General features: G+C 67.9%; 14 protein-coding genes. 9 read left to right on the top strand and 5 right to left on the bottom strand.

Going from position 1 to position 16,190, the window contains the following annotated elements; genetic code table 11:
* Window positions 1–155: 155 nt before the first annotated feature.
* Together K5Q19_RS02965 and K5Q19_RS02960 are read right to left on the bottom strand one after the other, a co-directional pair.
* Entirely contained in the window at window positions 156–1,112 is a 957-nt protein-coding gene (locus K5Q19_RS02965) for an acyl-CoA dehydrogenase family protein (protein ID WP_292941042.1), read from the bottom strand.
* A complete protein-coding gene (locus K5Q19_RS02960; RefSeq protein WP_292941040.1) occupies window positions 1,112–2,251 on the bottom strand; it encodes an acyl-CoA dehydrogenase family protein in 1,140 nt (379 codons plus the stop codon). The genes K5Q19_RS02965 and K5Q19_RS02960 overlap by 1 nt, the downstream gene beginning before the upstream one ends.
* A gap of 88 nt (window positions 2,252–2,339) precedes the next feature.
* Here K5Q19_RS02960 and K5Q19_RS02955 point away from each other — a divergent pair, with 88 nt between their 5' ends.
* The 3 genes from K5Q19_RS02955 to K5Q19_RS02945 all read left to right on the top strand — a co-directional run bounded on the left by K5Q19_RS02955 (window position 2,340) and on the right by K5Q19_RS02945 (window position 6,259).
* Window positions 2,340–3,146, top strand: coding sequence for a crotonase/enoyl-CoA hydratase family protein (locus tag K5Q19_RS02955; RefSeq protein WP_292941037.1), 807 nt, complete (start codon window positions 2,340–2,342; stop codon window positions 3,144–3,146).
* A gap of 1 nt (window position 3,147) precedes the next feature.
* Window positions 3,148–4,038 (top strand): thiamine-phosphate kinase, encoded by an 891-nt coding sequence (gene thiL, locus K5Q19_RS02950; RefSeq protein WP_292941034.1) that lies wholly within the window; start codon window positions 3,148–3,150, stop codon window positions 4,036–4,038.
* 115 nt (window positions 4,039–4,153) lie between these two features.
* A complete protein-coding gene (locus K5Q19_RS02945; protein WP_292941031.1) occupies window positions 4,154–6,259 on the top strand; it encodes a sodium-translocating pyrophosphatase in 2,106 nt (701 codons plus the stop codon).
* A 193-nt stretch (window positions 6,260–6,452) separates the two neighbouring features.
* Here the strand turns inward: K5Q19_RS02945 and K5Q19_RS02940 are convergent, their stop codons facing one another.
* On the bottom strand, window positions 6,453–7,688 hold the full coding sequence (locus K5Q19_RS02940) for a Zn-dependent hydrolase (RefSeq protein ID WP_292941028.1): 1,236 nt from the start codon (window positions 7,686–7,688) through the stop codon (window positions 6,453–6,455).
* A 68-nt stretch (window positions 7,689–7,756) separates the two neighbouring features.
* Here K5Q19_RS02940 and K5Q19_RS02935 point away from each other — a divergent pair, with 68 nt between their 5' ends.
* Window positions 7,757–7,957 carry a hypothetical protein gene (locus K5Q19_RS02935; protein ID WP_292941026.1) on the top strand — a complete coding sequence of 67 codons (201 nt, stop codon included), beginning with the start codon at window positions 7,757–7,759 and terminating at the stop codon, window positions 7,955–7,957.
* Here K5Q19_RS02935 and K5Q19_RS02930 read toward each other — a convergent pair.
* Window positions 7,945–8,640, bottom strand: coding sequence for a TetR/AcrR family transcriptional regulator (locus tag K5Q19_RS02930; protein WP_292941023.1), 696 nt, complete (start codon window positions 8,638–8,640; stop codon window positions 7,945–7,947). The genes K5Q19_RS02935 and K5Q19_RS02930 overlap by 13 nt on opposite strands.
* Before the next feature lie 98 nt (window positions 8,641–8,738).
* Between K5Q19_RS02930 and K5Q19_RS02925 the strand changes: the two genes are divergently transcribed.
* From K5Q19_RS02925 to K5Q19_RS02905, 5 genes are all read left to right on the top strand, one after another.
* Window positions 8,739–8,939 carry a hypothetical protein gene (locus K5Q19_RS02925; protein ID WP_292941021.1) on the top strand — a complete coding sequence of 67 codons (201 nt, stop codon included), beginning with the start codon at window positions 8,739–8,741 and terminating at the stop codon, window positions 8,937–8,939.
* 188 nt (window positions 8,940–9,127) lie between these two features.
* Window positions 9,128–9,631, top strand: a complete 504-nt coding sequence (locus K5Q19_RS02920) for a DUF4402 domain-containing protein (RefSeq protein ID WP_292941019.1) — start codon at window positions 9,128–9,130, stop codon at window positions 9,629–9,631.
* 111 nt (window positions 9,632–9,742) lie between these two features.
* Window positions 9,743–10,573 carry a molecular chaperone gene (locus K5Q19_RS02915; RefSeq protein WP_292941017.1) on the top strand — a complete coding sequence of 277 codons (831 nt, stop codon included), beginning with the start codon at window positions 9,743–9,745 and terminating at the stop codon, window positions 10,571–10,573.
* A gap of 31 nt (window positions 10,574–10,604) precedes the next feature.
* Window positions 10,605–13,178: a hypothetical protein gene (locus K5Q19_RS02910; protein WP_292941014.1), complete on the top strand. Its 2,574-nt coding sequence runs from the start codon at window positions 10,605–10,607 to the stop codon at window positions 13,176–13,178.
* A 140-nt stretch (window positions 13,179–13,318) separates the two neighbouring features.
* Entirely contained in the window at window positions 13,319–13,819 is a 501-nt protein-coding gene (locus tag K5Q19_RS02905; protein WP_292941011.1) for an ECF-type sigma factor, read from the top strand.
* Here K5Q19_RS02905 and K5Q19_RS02900 read toward each other — a convergent pair.
* On the bottom strand, window positions 13,807–16,179 hold the full coding sequence (locus K5Q19_RS02900) for a serine/threonine-protein kinase (protein ID WP_292941008.1): 2,373 nt from the start codon (window positions 16,177–16,179) through the stop codon (window positions 13,807–13,809). The two genes, K5Q19_RS02905 and K5Q19_RS02900, sit on opposite strands and share 13 nt — an antisense overlap.
* Window positions 16,180–16,190: the final 11 nt, after the last annotated feature.

The following is a 16,190-nucleotide window of genomic DNA, read 5'->3' as shown; positions in this document are numbered from 1 at the left end:
CCCGCGCCCCCGCCCCCCCCCCCCCCCCGGGGGGGGGGGGGCCCCCGCCGGGGGGGGGGGGGCCGGCCCGCGCCCAACGCCACCGTCCCGTCCCGCCGCTACCCCTCCGTCATCGCTGCGCGATGCCACCTCCCCTGTCAGGGGAGGATCGGGGCCTAGCCGACCAATCGGTCCGTCCGCGCCGCCATTTCGCGCCACAGGCCGTGGCCACCGAGGCCCGCGACGCGGCGGCCCAGTCGTTCGGCCCAGAAGGCGTCGCCGCCGAATTCGCTGCGCCAGCCCATCAGGCGGCGGGTCAGGTGGTTGAGGGCGTATTCGATGGTGAAGCCGATGGCGCCGTGCATGCGGTGCGCGATGGGCACCGCGCGGTCCACGGCGATCCCCATGCGCAGCTTGGCCGCCGCGATCTCGAAGCTGGCGTGGCCGTAATCGAGCGCTGCGGCGCAGGCTGCGGCTGAGGCGTCGACGGCGGCGGCTTCCTCGGAAAACTCCGCCATCGCCTGCTGCACCGCCTGGAACTTCGCCAGCGCACGGCCGAACTGCACGCGCGTATTCACGTGATCGATGGCGAGCGTGAACGCCGCCTCCAGCGCGCCCGAGGCCTGCGCCACGCGGGCGAAGGCGCCCAGGGCCTTGAGGTCCACGTCACACGCCGCTGTTGCTGCCGGTGCGCCGGTGAAGCTCACTTCGTCCCAGGGCTCACAGGCGGGCGAAAGGCCTTCCTCGAACGTGCAGGACGACGCGGGGAACAGCGAAAGCGTGCCTTCCGCCACATGCACCACCGCCGAAGCATGGCGGCCATAAGGCACGCGGCTGCCGGGGACGGAAATCGAGATGAGGCCGTCGGGCGCGGCGATCCCGGCCTTCGCCAGCAGGTAGTGCGCGATCACCGGCTCGGCCAGCGGCGCGTTCAGCGCGTTGAGGCCGGCAAGGCGTAGCACGGCGAGCACATCGCCCCAATCGCCGCCGAAGCCGCCCGCATCCTCAGGCACCAGCAGGGTGGAGAACCCGGCCTCGGCCACTTGCAGCCAGCTTTCCGCAAAGGGCTTGCCCGCCAGATCGGCAAACAGGCCCGCGGCCATATCGGTGAGCAGAGTACGATTGTCGCTCATCAGCGCAGCCCCAAACCTTTTGCAATAATTCCGCGCAGCACTTCCGGCGTGCCGCCGCGCAGCGAGAAGCTCGGGCTTGCGACGAGGATCCATGTCAGCAGGCGCGAAAGGTCGCTCTTGCCGGCAAGGTCCGCATCCACCGCCGCCTGCACCGCACGCGGCAGGGCCTGTTCGTAGGCATTGCCGAGGTCCTTGACGATTGCGGCCTCGACCACCGGATCCTCGCCCGCCGCCAGCTTGGCGATGGTGGACATCGACATCTGCCTGAGCGTCCACATCTCCGCCGTCAGCCGCCCGATCAGCTGCGCGGTCGGTGCGTCCGGCTCCGGCCCCATCGCGTCGATCAGCGCGACGAGCAGCATATGGCTGGAGAGATAACGCTCCGGCCCCGAGCGTTCGAGCGCGAGTTCGGCGACGACCTGCTTCCAGCCGTTGCCCTCGACGCCCACCAGCGCGTCGTGCGGCAGGAGCACGTCCTCGAAGAAGATCTCGTTGAAGTGGTGCGTGCCCGTCATGTCGATGATCGGGCGGATGGTGATCCCCGGCGTATCGAGGTCGATCATCATCTGCGACAGGCCGGTGTGGCGCTCGCTGCCTTCCTCGGTGCGCAGCAGGGTGAGCGCGGCGTGGCTCTTGTGCGCGCCGCTGGTCCACACCTTCTGGCCGTTGATGCGCCAGCCCTCATTGGTCTTCTTGGCCGAAGTGCGCACGCTCGCAAGGTCCGATCCCGAACCGGGTTCGGACAGGCCGATGCAGGCGTAGATCTCGCCGCGCGCCATGCCAGGGAGGTACTTCTCGCGCTGTGCTTCCGTGCCGTAGCGCAGGAGCAGCGGGCCGGTCTGGCGGTCGGCAATCCAGTGGAGGCCCGCCGGCGCGCCTGCCGCCAGCAACTCTTCCAGCACAACATAGCGCTCGAGCATCGTGCGCTCGTGCCCGCCATACTGCTTGGGCCAGGTCATGCCGAGGAGGCCGGCGCTACCCAGCGCCTTGGAAAACTCCTCGTCGAAGCTGAACCAGCAATTGGCGCGCAATTCGATCGGCCACTTGGCTTCATGGTGCGCCACGAGATCGCGAACCTGTTGACGCAGGGCGGGAATGTCCCCCTCGGGGAGGAACGGATGGAGCGGGAATATTTGCATCGGCTTCGTCACTATGGCAGCGCGCGGGCCATCGCAATCGCAAGATTGCTAGTGGAACCGCCCAGAGGGGCAAATCGGGAGAGCCGCCATGACCACCCCATTCCTGCACGAAGAGCGCCGCGGGCGCGTTGCGATCCTCACCATGGACCGCGCGGAATCGATGAACGCCATCGGCACGCTGGAGGATTGCGACAACATCGTCGACACGTTCTTCCGCCTCTCGAACGACCGCTCGGTGAGCGCCATCGTGCTGACGGGCGCGGGCCGTGCGTTCTGCACCGGCGGCAACATCAAGGGCATCCGCGACCGCAAGGGCATCGGCCCGCTCGACCAGCCCGATTCGACCGCCGCGAACTATCGCCGCGGCGTCCAGCGCGCGACGCGGGCGATGCTCGATTGCGAAGTGCCGATGATTGCGGCGATCAACGGCCATGCCATCGGCCTCGGCCTTGATCTGGCCTGCGTGTGCGATCTGCGCCTTGCGGCAGACACGGCGAAGATGGCGGCGAGCTTCATCAAGGTCGGCATCATCCCCGGCGATGGCGGCGCATGGACGCTGCAGAAGATCGTCGGCTATTCGAAGGCGGCGGAGCTGTTCCTCACGGGCCGCACGTTCGATGCCGCCTATGCGCAGTCCATCGGCCTTGTCGGCGATGTCGTGCCGGCGGACCAGTTGCTGGAGAAGGCGATTGCGCTCGCCGAGGAAATCGCCGCCAACAGCCCCCGCGCGCTGCGCCTGACCAAGCGCCTGCTGCGCGAGGCCCAGCATGGCCGCGCGGGCGACGTGCTCGAGCTTTCGGCCGCGTTCCAGGCGATCGTCCACGAGACGGCGGACCACAAGGAAGCGGTCAACGCGATCCTCGAAAAGCGTGCGCCGGTGTTTACGGGGGACTGATTTGTCGGGTGAGGCCGCCTTCATCGCCGCGCTGCGGGGGCTTGCCTCGCACCCGGCGGCGCGCGGTCTTGCCGATGATTGCGCGGTGCTGGAGCTGGGCGGCGAAACCCTCATCCTCACACACGACATGATGGTGGAGGGCGTCCACTGGCTGCCCGGGCAAGACCCGGCAGATGTCGCATGGAAGCTCCTCGCCACCAATCTTTCGGACCTTGCCAGCAAGGGCGCGGAGCCCATCGGCGTCCTCCTCGGCTACAGCCTCGCGGAGGACAACACCCGCTTTGCCGCAGGGCTGAGCGCGGCGCTCACGCACTTCAATGTCCCGCTGCTCGGCGGCGACACCGTCAGGAACCCCGGCCCGCAGACCCTCGGGCTCACAGCGCTGGGCCGCGCCACGCACCGGCCTGTCCCCTCCCGCAGCGGCGCGAAGGCGGGAGACGGCATCTGGATCACCGGCCCCGTCGGCGCGGCGATGCTGGGGTTCGAGGCACTTTCCGCCGGTAACACATCCGCCGACACATCCGCCGACACATCCGCTTACCGCCGCCCCGTGCCGCGACTTGCCGAAGGCCGCATGCTGGCGCCGCTCGTCACCGCGATGATGGACGTTTCGGACGGGCTGCTTCTCGATGCGCGCCGCATGGCAGAGGCAAGCGCGGCCACTTTCGCGCTCGATCCCGGTGCGATCCCCTTCCCCGCCGCCTTGTCAGCCGAGCGCAAGCGCGATGCGCTTGGTTGGGGTGACGATTACGAGCTGCTGTTTACCCTTCCCGCCGGCATGCGGCCGCCCTGCCCGGCGCATCGGATCGGCACTGTCTTGCCCCGCGCCGATGCACCGCTGCTCCTTGGGGGCGCGGCGCCGGAAGGGCCGCTGGGCTACGAACATTGCTGAAAAATCACACCTAAAGGCTTGCGGCGTGAAAATTATGCACTAGCCTCCCGCCCCGACCCGCGAACGACGGGTACCGGCCGAAACAGGCCGGTTACAGAATAAGGGGGTGTCTGAAGTGAGTTTAACCGTAACCGCAATAGCATTGGGGCTGCTGGCCATTGTCTATGGCTTCATCACCAGCCGGCAGGTGCTCGGCGCTGATGCCGGCAATGCCAAGATGCAGGAAATCGCCGCCGCGATCCAGGAAGGCGCCCAAGCCTACCTGCGCCGCCAGTATACCACCATTGCCATTGTCGGCGTTGTCGTCGCCGTCATCGTCGCAGCAGCCCTCGGGACCATCTCGGCCGTCGGCTTCGTCATCGGCGCAGTCCTTTCGGGCGTCGCCGGCTTCATCGGCATGAACATCTCGGTCCGTGCCAACGTACGCACCGCGGCCGCCGCGCAGAAGGGCCTGCAGCAGGGTCTCACGCTGGCGTTCAACGCGGGCGCGATCACCGGCATGCTCGTGGCGGGCCTCGCGCTCCTCGCGATCGCGGTGTTCTTCTGGTACCTCACCGGCCCTGCCGGCTACACCGTCAACGGCACCGACCGCACCGTCGTGCAGGCGCTCACCGCGCTCGCCTTCGGCGCCTCGCTGATCTCGATCTTCGCGCGTCTGGGCGGCGGCATCTTCACCAAGGCTGCCGACGTCGGCGCCGACCTTGTCGGCAAGGTCGAGGCCGGCATTCCGGAGGATGACCCACGCAACCCCGCCGTGATCGCCGACAACGTGGGCGACAACGTGGGTGACTGCGCCGGCATGGCCGCCGACTTGTTCGAGACCTATGTCGTCACCGTTGGCGCCACGATGGTGCTCACCGCGCTGCTCCTCAAGAGCGCGCCCAACCTCATCGATCTGATGGCCATGCCGCTGCTCATCGGCGGCGTCTGCATCGTCACTTCGATCATCGGCACCTACTTCGTCCGCCTCGGCGGCGGCACCAACATCATGGGCGCGATGTACAAGGGCTTCCTTGTCACCGCCGTCCTCTCGATCCCGGCGATCTGGTGGGCGATTGCCCACAGCCTCGGCGGCGATATGGAAGCGCCCATCGGCGGGGAGGCCTACAACGGCCGCATCCTGTTCTATTGCGCGCTGCTCGGCCTCATCATCACAGGCCTGATCATCTGGATCACCGAGTACTACACCGGCACGAACTACCGCCCGGTCCGCTCGATCGCCAAGGCTTCGGAAACCGGCCACGGCACCAACGTGATCCAGGGCCTTGCCATCAGCCTTGAATCGACCGCCATGCCCACGCTGGTGATCTGCGCCGGCATCATCATCGCCTTCAAGCTCGCCGGCCTCATGGGCATTGCCTATGCCGCCACCGCGATGCTGGCGCTGGCCGGCATGGTCGTCGCGCTCGACGCCTACGGCCCGGTCACCGACAACGCCGGCGGCATTGCCGAAATGGCCGGCCTCGACGATTCGGTCCGCGAGAAGACCGACGCGCTCGATGCGGTGGGCAACACCACCAAGGCCGTCACCAAGGGCTATGCGATCGGTTCGGCCGGCCTTGCCGCGCTCGTGCTCTTCGCCGCCTACACCACCGACCTCAGGGAGTTCTTCCCCGGGCTCAACGTCTCGTTCAGCCTTGAAAACCCCTACGTCATCGTCGGCCTCCTGCTCGGCGCGCTCCTGCCCTACCTCTTCGGTGCGATGGGCATGACCGCGGTGGGCCGCGCCGCGGGTGACGTCGTCAAGGACGTGCGCGACCAGTTCCGCGAAAATCCCGGCATCATGACCTATGAAAGCAAGCCGGACTACGCGCGGACCGTCGATCTCGTGACCAAGGCCGCGATCAAGGAAATGATCATCCCGTCGCTGCTGCCGGTGCTCGCACCGATCGTGGTGTACTTCGTGATCGCCGCCGTCGCGGGTCAGGAAAACGGCTTCGCCGCCCTCGGCGCGCTGCTCCTCGGCGTGATCGTCGGCGGTCTTTTCGTCGCCATCTCGATGACTTCGGGCGGCGGCGCGTGGGACAACGCCAAGAAGTATATCGAAGACGGCCACCACGGCGGCAAGGGCAGCGATGCCCACAAGGCCGCGGTGACCGGCGATACCGTGGGCGATCCCTACAAGGATACCGCGGGTCCGGCCGTGAACCCGATGATCAAGATCACCAATATCGTCGCACTGCTGCTCCTGGCAGCTTTGGCGGCGCAAGCTGGACATTGAACCAGCATTGACGTGCAAAGCCTCGAAGCCCCTCCCTCACCGGAGGGGCTTTTTTTTGTGAGTCATGTTGCTTCCCGATTGGGCGGATTGCCAAGGCTGCAGCGCAGGCAAAGGCCCAGCGCGCGGGGGCCTGCAATGTCATCACCAAGCCGGTCGGACGCGACGCGCTGATGGGGCGCGCAAGACCGGCTGTTCAGCCGGCCGCTTCCAGCATGACTTGCAGCAGCACATCCGCGCCGGCAGCCAGATCGCCCATGGTCGCGGCTTCAGCCTCGTTGTGGCTGAGGCCGCCGGCGCAGGGCACGAAGATCATGGTGGTGGGCGCGAATTGCGCCGTGTGCAGCGAATCATGGCCCGCACCGCTGACGATCTTCATGCAGCTGTGCCCCAGCCGCTCCGCCGCCGCCGCGACCCGCTCGGCGAGCGCGGCATCAAACGTCGTTGCGGGCATATGCCAGACCTGATCGATCGCCCCCGCAATGCCGCGCGCCGCACATTCGCGATCCACCAGCGCGCGCAGCGCCCCAACCATGCCTTCTAGGGTCCCGGCATCGGGATGGCGGATGTCGATCGAAACGACCAGCCGCGCGGGCACGGTGTTGCGCGAGCCAGGCTCGACCCGCACATCGCCGATCGTCGCCCGGCCCCAGGGGCCATTGGCGCGGGCCAGCGCGAAGGCACCGGCCATGACCGGCAGCGCGGCCTCCCACGGATCGCGGCGCATTTCCATCGGGGTCGGCCCGGCGTGGCAGGATTGGCCGGTGAAGGTCACATCGAACCAGTAGGCGCCCTGGATGTCGGTGACCGCGCCGATCGTCAGCCCCTCCTTTTCGAGGATCGGGCCCTGCTCGATATGCGCCTCGAACATGGCGGCATAGGTCTGCGGCGTTGCGGGGCGCGTGCCGAGATAGCCGATCCGCTCCAGCTCATCGCGGAAGGTCAGGCCATCCTTGTCCTTCACGGCATAGGCAAAATCGCGCGAGTACGTTCCGCTTACCACGCCCGAACCGAGCATGGCCGGTGCAAAGCGGCAGCCTTCCTCGTTGGTCCAGACGGCCACTTCGATCGGCGCCCGCGTCTGCACCGCGTTCTCGGCCAGCACGCGCAGCACTTCGATCCCGGCAAGCACGCCGTAAACGCCGTCATACTTGCCGCCGGTCGCCTGCGTATCGAGATGGCTGCCCGCCAGCACCGGCGGCGCGGCGGGATCGCTGCCCGGCCGCCGCGCGAAAAGGTTGCCCACTTCGTCGACCTCGACCGAGCAGCTGGCTTCACCCGCCCAGCGCACGAAAAGATCGCGGCCCTGCCGGTCGAGATCGGTCAGCGCCTGCCGGTTGCAGCCCCCCGCTGCCGTCGCGCCGATCTCGGCCATCGCTTCAAGGGAGGCCCACAAGCGGTTGGCGTTCACGCGCAAGCTGGCACTATCCACGTCTCGGCACTCCGGTTCAGGCCCAAGGCCATATGCATGGTCCGGTACGCGCGCCGTGTGAAGCGCCAATGGTGATCAGTCCGGGCCGGTTCGTCATCATGGCGCCCGCACACGCGCAGGGTCTGCCCGCTGGCGGGATCGTCGAAGGTCTCGCTCGCGTAGCAGACCGCACGGGCCGCATCGCCGGCTTGCGCGATTCACCTGGCGCCGCAACCGGGCATTTCCGGTATTTCTGCCGGTTTTCTGCCGATCTGCTTCACGCCTCGTAGAGCGTCGCGGAAACCTCGGCGATCAGGCGGTTCATCGCCTCGGTGCGCGCCTCGCCCAGGACCGAGCGCTGGATCAGCATCCCCATATGCGCCGCGCTGACGAAGTCATTGGCCTTGAGCATGGCCTCCCACTTGTCGCGCCAGAAGGGAAACGCGAGGGTCATTTCGGATATCCAGACTTCGTCATACCGGCGCGCGGCAGGCGTGAAGATCTGGTCGAGCTCGGCATCCGTGCGCGCGGCCATCGCAAGTTCGAGATAGGCGGCATATTCGCGCGTCTGCACGCTGCGCCAGTGCGCCGCCGTGGCGATGGGCACCACGTCGGCATCGTCCTTGCAGACGATATCCTTGAGGTACTCCCCCAGATAGAGCCGCATGCGCTCGTAGAACACGTGGTCAATCACCGCCGCCACGAGATCCATGCGGGTCGCGAAATGGTGGTGCATCGCCCCGCGGGATGAACCGGTGCGTTCCGCAACCGCTTGCGTCGTCAGTCCCTGATAGCCGCCCTCCACCAGACAGCTGATCGCCGCTTCCACCAGCCGTACCCGCGTGCGCACGCTCTTGCGCTGCTGCCAGCGCGCGGGCTGCTCGGCGAGGTCCGCCGGGCGCAAGGCAGCCAGTATCCTCTCCTGCGAGGTCGAAACGATCGAGTCCATATCCTGCCCTGCGCGCGCGATCACACCCCACCCCTCACCAAAATCGCAGCTTTCGCAAGAGGGCAAATCGGCAAACAGGCACTCCTGCCTAGTTTATCTCATGCGCCGAAGCATCACGGTGCATGAAGTGTGAGCGGTACATCACGCACGAGTGCATGGGGCTCAAGACCAGGCGCCTCTGGCCCAAGGTCTGGCACCTTGGCGGCGTACTGGCCGAACTGGAGGAGGAAGGCGACTTCATCCGCCACAACTTCGGCAAGGAACCGGTGATCATGGTGCGCAGGCAAACCTCGGCGCCAGCGCTTCGCAAGCTGCAAAAATAGCGCGATTTGCAAAGCCCACTTTTCCGGATCTGCAATCGCCGCACGCCGCTGCAAGTGGGCCGAAAAGATTATACCTTTGTTTTTCAGTAATAATTCCCTTTGGCACGCTCCTTGAAGTGGAAGGGCGCAGAGCCGGAACGTTTCCGACGCTCGTTTCTGCCAGATGGCAATTCTAACGGAGAACTCGAATGCGCAACTTCATCTCGACCCTCGCTCTCGGCACCGTCCTCGCCCTTGCCGGCGCTACCGCTGCCAATGCTGCGCCCGTGACCGCCGAAGCCGGCGCCGGTGCGAAGATCATTGCCCCGCTCGAAATCAAGAACACCTCGTCGCTGTACTTCGGCACCGTTGCCCCGTCGCTGACGCAGGGCGACAAGGTCGTCGTGACCCCGGCCGGCGACAAGAAGTGCGGCGCCGCGCTGACCTGCCTGACCGCCGACCACACCGCGGCTGCTTTCGACGTCGCCGGTGAAGCCGATGCCGTCTACACGATCTCGCTCCCCGGCGGCATCGAGATCACCAACGAGAAGGGCGACGCCATGAAGGTGTTCGACTTCACGGGTTCGAAGGACAACGGCCGCCTCGTCAAGGGCGCGGACAGCTTCACCGTCGGCGGCACGCTCGACGTCGGCGTCCGTCAGGCTGCCGGCAAGTACACCGGCCGCTTCGTCGTCGCCGTCGAATACCAGTAATCGTCTCTGGCAGGGGAAGGGGCCCGGATCGCTGCAAGGCGGTTCGGGCCCCGACCCCTTCCTGACGACCCTGTCGAGCCCCCCTGCCCCGCCACTGGAAAGTCCCCTGCCATGTACTTTTCAACCCGCCGTTCGCCTGTCGCGCTCCTGCTGGCGACGCTTGCCGCCCAGGCACTGCCGGTGCCCGCTGCCGCCCAGCTCATGGTCGCGCCGACCCGCGTCGTCCTCGCCGGTGCCGAACGCAGCACCGAACTCATCCTCGTCAACAAGAGCGACGCCCAGACGGCCTACCGCATCGATGTCGAAAATCGCCGCATGCGCCGCGACGGTTCGCTGGAAACCGCCACCGACACCCGCGACGGTGAGCTGTTCGCCGCCGACATGATCCGCTTCTCCCCGCGCCGGGTTATCCTCGAGGCGGGCGCCCGTCAGTCGGTGCGCGTCTCGGTGACACCGCCGGCCGGACTTGCTCCTGGCGAATATCGCAGCCACCTGCGGCTGATGGCGGCGCCGACCAATGCCGGAACCGCATCGACCGCCCCTGCCGAAGATGCCAACGATGGCTCGCTCTCGATCCAGCTCATCGCCGTGCGCTCGGTCACCATCCCGGTCATCGTCCGGATCGGCACGCTTGATGCCTCAGCAACCATCGACAACGCGGCAATGAACCGCGCGGGCGATGACATGCTGGTGGTGAAGCTGACCCGCGCCGGCACGCGCTCGACCTATGGCGATCTCAGGCTGACGATCGCCGGGGAAGCCAACCCGGTCTACAGCGTGCGCGGCATTGCCATCTATACCCCCAACACCGACCGCGACGTGTTGCTGCCGCTGCCGGCCGACATCAAGGCCAAGCTGGCCGGCCATGACGTGCGCATCGACTATGTCTCGTCCGATCCCAAGGCGCCGGGGCTGATCGCCACGCGCCGCGTCCAGCTCTGAACCGGCTGGAACGAGCGGCCAGTGCCGGGACATGCGATTTCTCTTCGCTCTGCTGGCAGCCTTGCTGCTGGCCGCCCCGGCGCACGCCCAGTCGCAGGACAGCGACAAGGTCTTTGACGACCTGTTCGGCACCGAACCGGCGCGGGTGATCGGCACCCGCGGACCCCGCGCCGGCCGCGACGACCTCACCATCGTCGCGCTCCACCTCGGCCGCTACCAGCTGGTGGAATCCCTCCCGGCCTACACCACACCGACCGGGCTGTGCCTGCCGCTACTGCCGGTGCTCGATGCGCTCGAGCTCGGCCATGCCGAAGCGGACGGCCAGCAGGTGATCGAACTCCACGCGCCCGAACGCCGCGTGCCCGTGCCTGCCGAGGCGCTGACGCCATCGCCCGAAGGCCCGTGCCTTGCCCTGGCAGCATTTTCCCGGCTGCTGCCGGTCACGGTGCGTCACGACGAAGCCAATCTGCGCATCAACATGGACGCCAGCGAGCCGCTGCCGGTCATCGCCCGCCTCGATCGCGCCGAGCGCCGAGCCCGGGCGCTGAGTGGCACCGCACCGGCGCGGCCGCATTTCCCGCGTATCGCCAACCCCTGGGGCCTGGCCGGCATGCCGACGATCGACATGGCGCTCACCGCCGAAGGTGGCAGCCGCAGCAATGCGGTCGCCGGCGACGTCGAAATGGTCGCCGATCTGGCAAGCATGACCGCGCGCGCCCGGCTGGCCGGAGACAGCAGCGGCAAGGCCAGCATCCGCGTCTCGCTAGGCCGTGATAGCGAGGCCGCCGATCAGCTCGGCTTCCTCCACGCCCGCAGCTTTGCCATCGGCGATGTCAACGCGCCGGCGCAGCCACTGATCGGCGTTGCCAGCAGCGGCCGCGGGCTGGTCATCTCCAACCGCCCGACATGGCGCGCCGACCTGTTCGACCAGATCGAGCTGCGCGGTCCGCTGCCGCGCGGCTGGGATGCCGAACTGCACCGCGATGACCGGCTGGTGGCCGTGTGCGACAAGCCTGATGCCAGCGGCGACTATGTCTTTGCCGATGTGCCGCTGCGTTCCGGTGCCAACGATTATGTCGTCAAGCTCTATGGGCCCCACGGCGAAGTCGAGGTGCGGTCGTTCAGTCGCTATGTCGGCAGCGAACTCAATCCCGAAAACGAATGGGTCTATGCCGCCGGCATCGTCGACAGCGGCGTGCCGCTGCTCGGCGCGCCGACTGCAACGCAGACCGCGACGGGCAAGGTCGCCTTTGCCACGGTCGAACATGGCATGTCGGGCGGTGTCTCGATGCGCGTCGACGTGCGGGCGCCGCTCGATGGCGGCACGCCGGCGGTGGCGGCGGGGGTCCATGCCGCGCTGCTGGGCGGCTTTGGCAGCCTGCTTGTCGCCGGTGACGGCACGGGCCGCCCGGCGCTGGCCATGCGCGGCGTGCGGCAATGGGGGCGGGCCAACATCAAGTTCGATGCCGCCGACTATGGCAGCCTCAGCGGACCGTCGCTGCCTGCTGCGGTCAGCGATCTGGCACGCGAATTCGGCATTTCGGCGGAAACCCGCATCGCCGCAGGCCGCCGCAGCCTGCCGCTGCTCGCCAGCTGGCGGCATTCGGTCAGCCGCGCTGGCATGACGCGGGACCGGATCGATACCGCGCTCGCGTTGGCGCTGGGCGATTTGCGCTTCAATCAGGGTTTCAGCCTTGAAAAGCGCAGCGGCGATGCGCCGACCCTGCTCGGCAATTTTTCCGTGGCACGCGCCGTGGGCAGCTGGCGCCTGCGCGCCGGCGCCGATTTCAGCGCCAACCGGGGGCTCCGCCTGCGCCAGTTCGGTCTTTCGGCGGCCCACGCCACACAGTACGGCAGTCTCGGGCTCGATCTGGGCTGGGATGCGGAGCGGCGCAACGCCAGCATCGCAGCGACGGCGCAGCGCCACTTCGGTGCCTTTTCGGTCGGTGTCAGCGCAGGCCTCGGCGCCGGTGCCTGGCGGGTGGGCTTGTCACTCTCGGCAGCGCTGTTCCCCGACCATCGCGGCTATCACCTCACAAGGGGCGGCATCAGCCGCAGCGGCACCTTGCAGCCGCATGTCTTTGAAGACGTCGATGGTGACGGCGCGCAGGGGGCGGGCGAGCCCGACATCGCCGGCGCCAGCTTCATCGTCGACAGCAGCGTGCGCCGCGAGGCGACCGCCGGTGATGGCCGGGTGCGGATCGGCGGGCTGATGCCGAACACCGCTGTCGACGTGGAAGTGCAGCTCGCCTCGCTCCCCGATCTCCGGCTGCGGCCGGTACAGAGCGGGGTGAACGCCGTGCTGCGCCCCGGCCAGGTGCTCGATGTCCCGGTGCCGCTGCGCCAGACGGGCGAGATCGAGGCCATGGTCGAAGCCGTCAACGGCGATGTGCGCCGGCCGCTGCCGGGTGTCGAAGTCGCGCTGGTCGACGCCACCGGCAAGCGCTTCGCCGTGACGCGCAGCGATTTCGAAGGTCTGGCCTATTTCGACGGCGTGCCGATGGGTCAGTGGCGGCTGGAGGCGGAGCATGCGGCGGCGGTGCCGGTCACCCTCAACCGTGAGACGCTGCTGGTCAGCGATGCGCATGTCATCATCGGGCGCTGAGCGGGTCATGCCGGCCGCCCTGCCCCTCCCCGCGCAGGAAGCCCTATCGCGGGACAGGCGCGCAGCTCGATTGCGGATATGCCCCGCTGCCAAGTCGTTGTAGGAAATAGCCATCCGGGGATTTCGCCGGGGGAGGTAACGTGCTCGACCGGGATGCGACACTGGCGGCGTTGTACGACGAATTGCGTGCCGCAGCGGCCCGGATGCTGCGGCGCGAGGCGCCCTTGCTGACGCTTCAGCCAACCGAACTGGTCAATGAGGCAGCCATCCGGATCGTGCGGCTGGAACGGATGAGCTGGAATGATCGCCAGCATTTCTTCGCCACCAGCGCTCGCATCATGCGGCAGGCCATGCTCGATGCGGTGCGCAGCCGCCGCAGGGCAAAGCGCCAGGCCCCGGACGTCTTTCTTGATACGCCCCTGGCGCAGGACGTCGAGATCGAGGCGCTTGATGCCGCGCTGGTCCGGCTGGAGAGCACGGCCCCGGAACTGGCGCAGATCGTGGAATTGCGCTTCTTTGTCGGTCTGCCGGTCGATCAGATCGCGGTGGTCCTCGATCAGTCGCCAGCCACGGTCAAGCGGCGCTGGCAGGCAGCACGGCTATGGCTGCTCGATGCCTTGAAGCCCGATCAGCCGCAATAGCGGACGACCGCCTCCTGCGCCTTGGGCAGATCGTTGCTGCGATCCCGCGCGCCGAGCTGGTTGTCGCGCGCCAACGCCTGCCATAGCGCGACGTCCTCACGCACGGTCGCGCAGGCGGCCCCACGCTGGCCCGCTTCCGCCAGAAGCGCGGCATGATTGACCAGCGCTACGGCGAGGTCGCGGCGGCGCTGCGGGTCGCTTGGGGCACCGGCAAGGCGCCGTCGGCGGATTGCGATGCCCTCGCCCGATACCTTGGCTGCAGCCTGCTTCTCGCCCAGATCGGCGAGCGCAAGGCTCTTCTGGCCAAGCAGGATCACCAGCCGCTTTTCCAGATTGGCATCGGTTCCGAAAGCAAGCGCCCCCCGGACCGCCCCGATACCTTCGTCCGCAACCTTCAGGCTTTCGCCGCTCCGCCCCGGAAGTTCGCCCAGCGTGCCGGCAATGTTGAAAGTGGCTTCGCCCAGCTTGTCGATCCAGACAGGCGATGTGCCGCGCGCCAGCCAGCGCCGCACCAGCGCTTCCTGCGCTTCGAACGGGGCAAGCGCCGCTGCCTTGTCGCCCGCATAATAGATCGCATCACCCAGCCGCCCGAGCAGGTTCACCTCCAGCAGGGCGGCATCGCGCCGGTAGGCCAGGCTCCAGCGCGTAGCCCGCACTTCGGCCAATGCCGATTGCAGGATCGGGATGGCCGATTGAGGCCGGTCAGCCGCCCAGATCAGTTCGTAGGCCTCGTTCTTGCGGCAGACGAGGGCACCCAACGTCGCGCTCTCGCGCGTCGGCGCGGCCCGATGCACCCGGTCAAACAGCGCGCATCCCTCGGCCAGCTTGGCCGACGAAGGTGGCGCGTCGGCCATCAGCGTCCAGTACCCCAGCGCGACCCAACCGCGCTCCTCGGCGACCTCCGGCCCGTCCGGCAATGTCTTCAGCAAGGCATCGGCATGGGCAAGCGCGGCGCGCGCCCGATCGGGCCGACCAAGGCTGGCCGTGCCCGAAAGGCCCTCGATCGAGGCCAGCCGGCGATACCCCCGCGCGGTATCGAGCCGCAGATCGGCGGATGCGCGGGGAACTTGCCGCAAGCGATCGAGATAGCCGCCCGCCACGGTCGCCAACCGCGCCCGCGCCGGAACAGTGCCGGGCGAATCCGCGAGCCGGTCGCTCAATTCGACCAGCATGAAGTCCGCCAGACGGCGCAGCTCCGCAAAGCGGCGATCCGCTTCGGCGCGGGCAGCTTCGGCGCGCAGATACTGGGTCGTGCTCACCACCGTCGCACCCGCCAGGCCGATCATGGCCGCCGCTGTCAGCGCCAATCCCCTGCGGTGCCGCCAGATGAAGCGGCCGGCGCTATAGCGACGCCCTTCGCCCGCCCGCGCGGCGACCGGCAGCCACGCCCGGTGCCGGCGCACGTCGGCGAGCAAGGCCGGCACATCGGGATAGCGCTCCGCAGGCTGCTCCGCGAGCGCCCGCGCGGCAATCGCCCTGAGGTCGCCTTCAAGCTGGCCGACCGGAAGGCGGGTTCCTTGCTCGTAGACCGCGCCGTCACGCGGCAGGTCCTTGCCGAGCAATCCGAGCAGCAGCACGCCGAGCGAGAAGACGTCGCTGGCGATGGTCGGCGCCATCCCCGCCGCGCGTTCCGGCGCGGCATATCCCTTGGTCAGCGGATAGGGATCGCCCGCCTCTGCCGGGTCGAGATCCGCGATCAGCCGTGCGATGCCGAAATCGAGCAGCTGCACGCGCCCTGTGGTATCGACCAGCACGTTGGAAGGCTTGATGTCGGCATGGATCACCAGATTGCGGTGAGCGAACGCGACCGCCTCGCACACCTGCTCGAATGCCAGCAGCCGCGCATTGACGGGCGCATCGGCGAGCGCCTCGGTGATCGGGCGGCCATCGATGAAATCCATGGCAAGCCAGGGCCGCCCGTCCGCAGCGCCCCCGTCGATGATGCGCACGATGCCCGGATGGCGCAACTGGGCGAGGATGCGCCGTTCCTGCTCGAAGCGATGCCGCGCCCGGTCATTGCCGAGATCGGCCCGGATCAGCTTGATCGCCACGGTCGCCGCAAACACGCCGTCGTCGCGCTCCGCCTTCACCACCGCGCCCATGCCGCCCCGCGCGATCTCGCCGACGACGCGGTAGGGGCCGAACCGTCCCGGAATGTCCTCGACCAGGGTCAGCGGGCGAAGGAAGCTTTCGGTCTGGAACAGCCGCGCATCATCGTCATCGCGGGCCAGCAGCGCCTGCACGCGCGCGGCCAGCTCGGCGTCAGGACCACACGCGCTGGCAACGAACGCGGCGCGATCGGAGCCATCGAGCGCCAGCGCCTCCTCGACGATCTTCAGGGCACGCGCATCCATCGACATGGCGGGCAGCC

Origin of the sequence: Novosphingobium sp. (genome assembly GCF_019748365.1) — a bacterium.
Taxonomy (GTDB): Bacteria; Pseudomonadota; Alphaproteobacteria; order Sphingomonadales; family Sphingomonadaceae; genus Novosphingobium.
The sequence above is the reverse complement of the archived record's forward strand: the minus strand, read 5'-3'. Positions and strand labels throughout refer to the sequence as shown.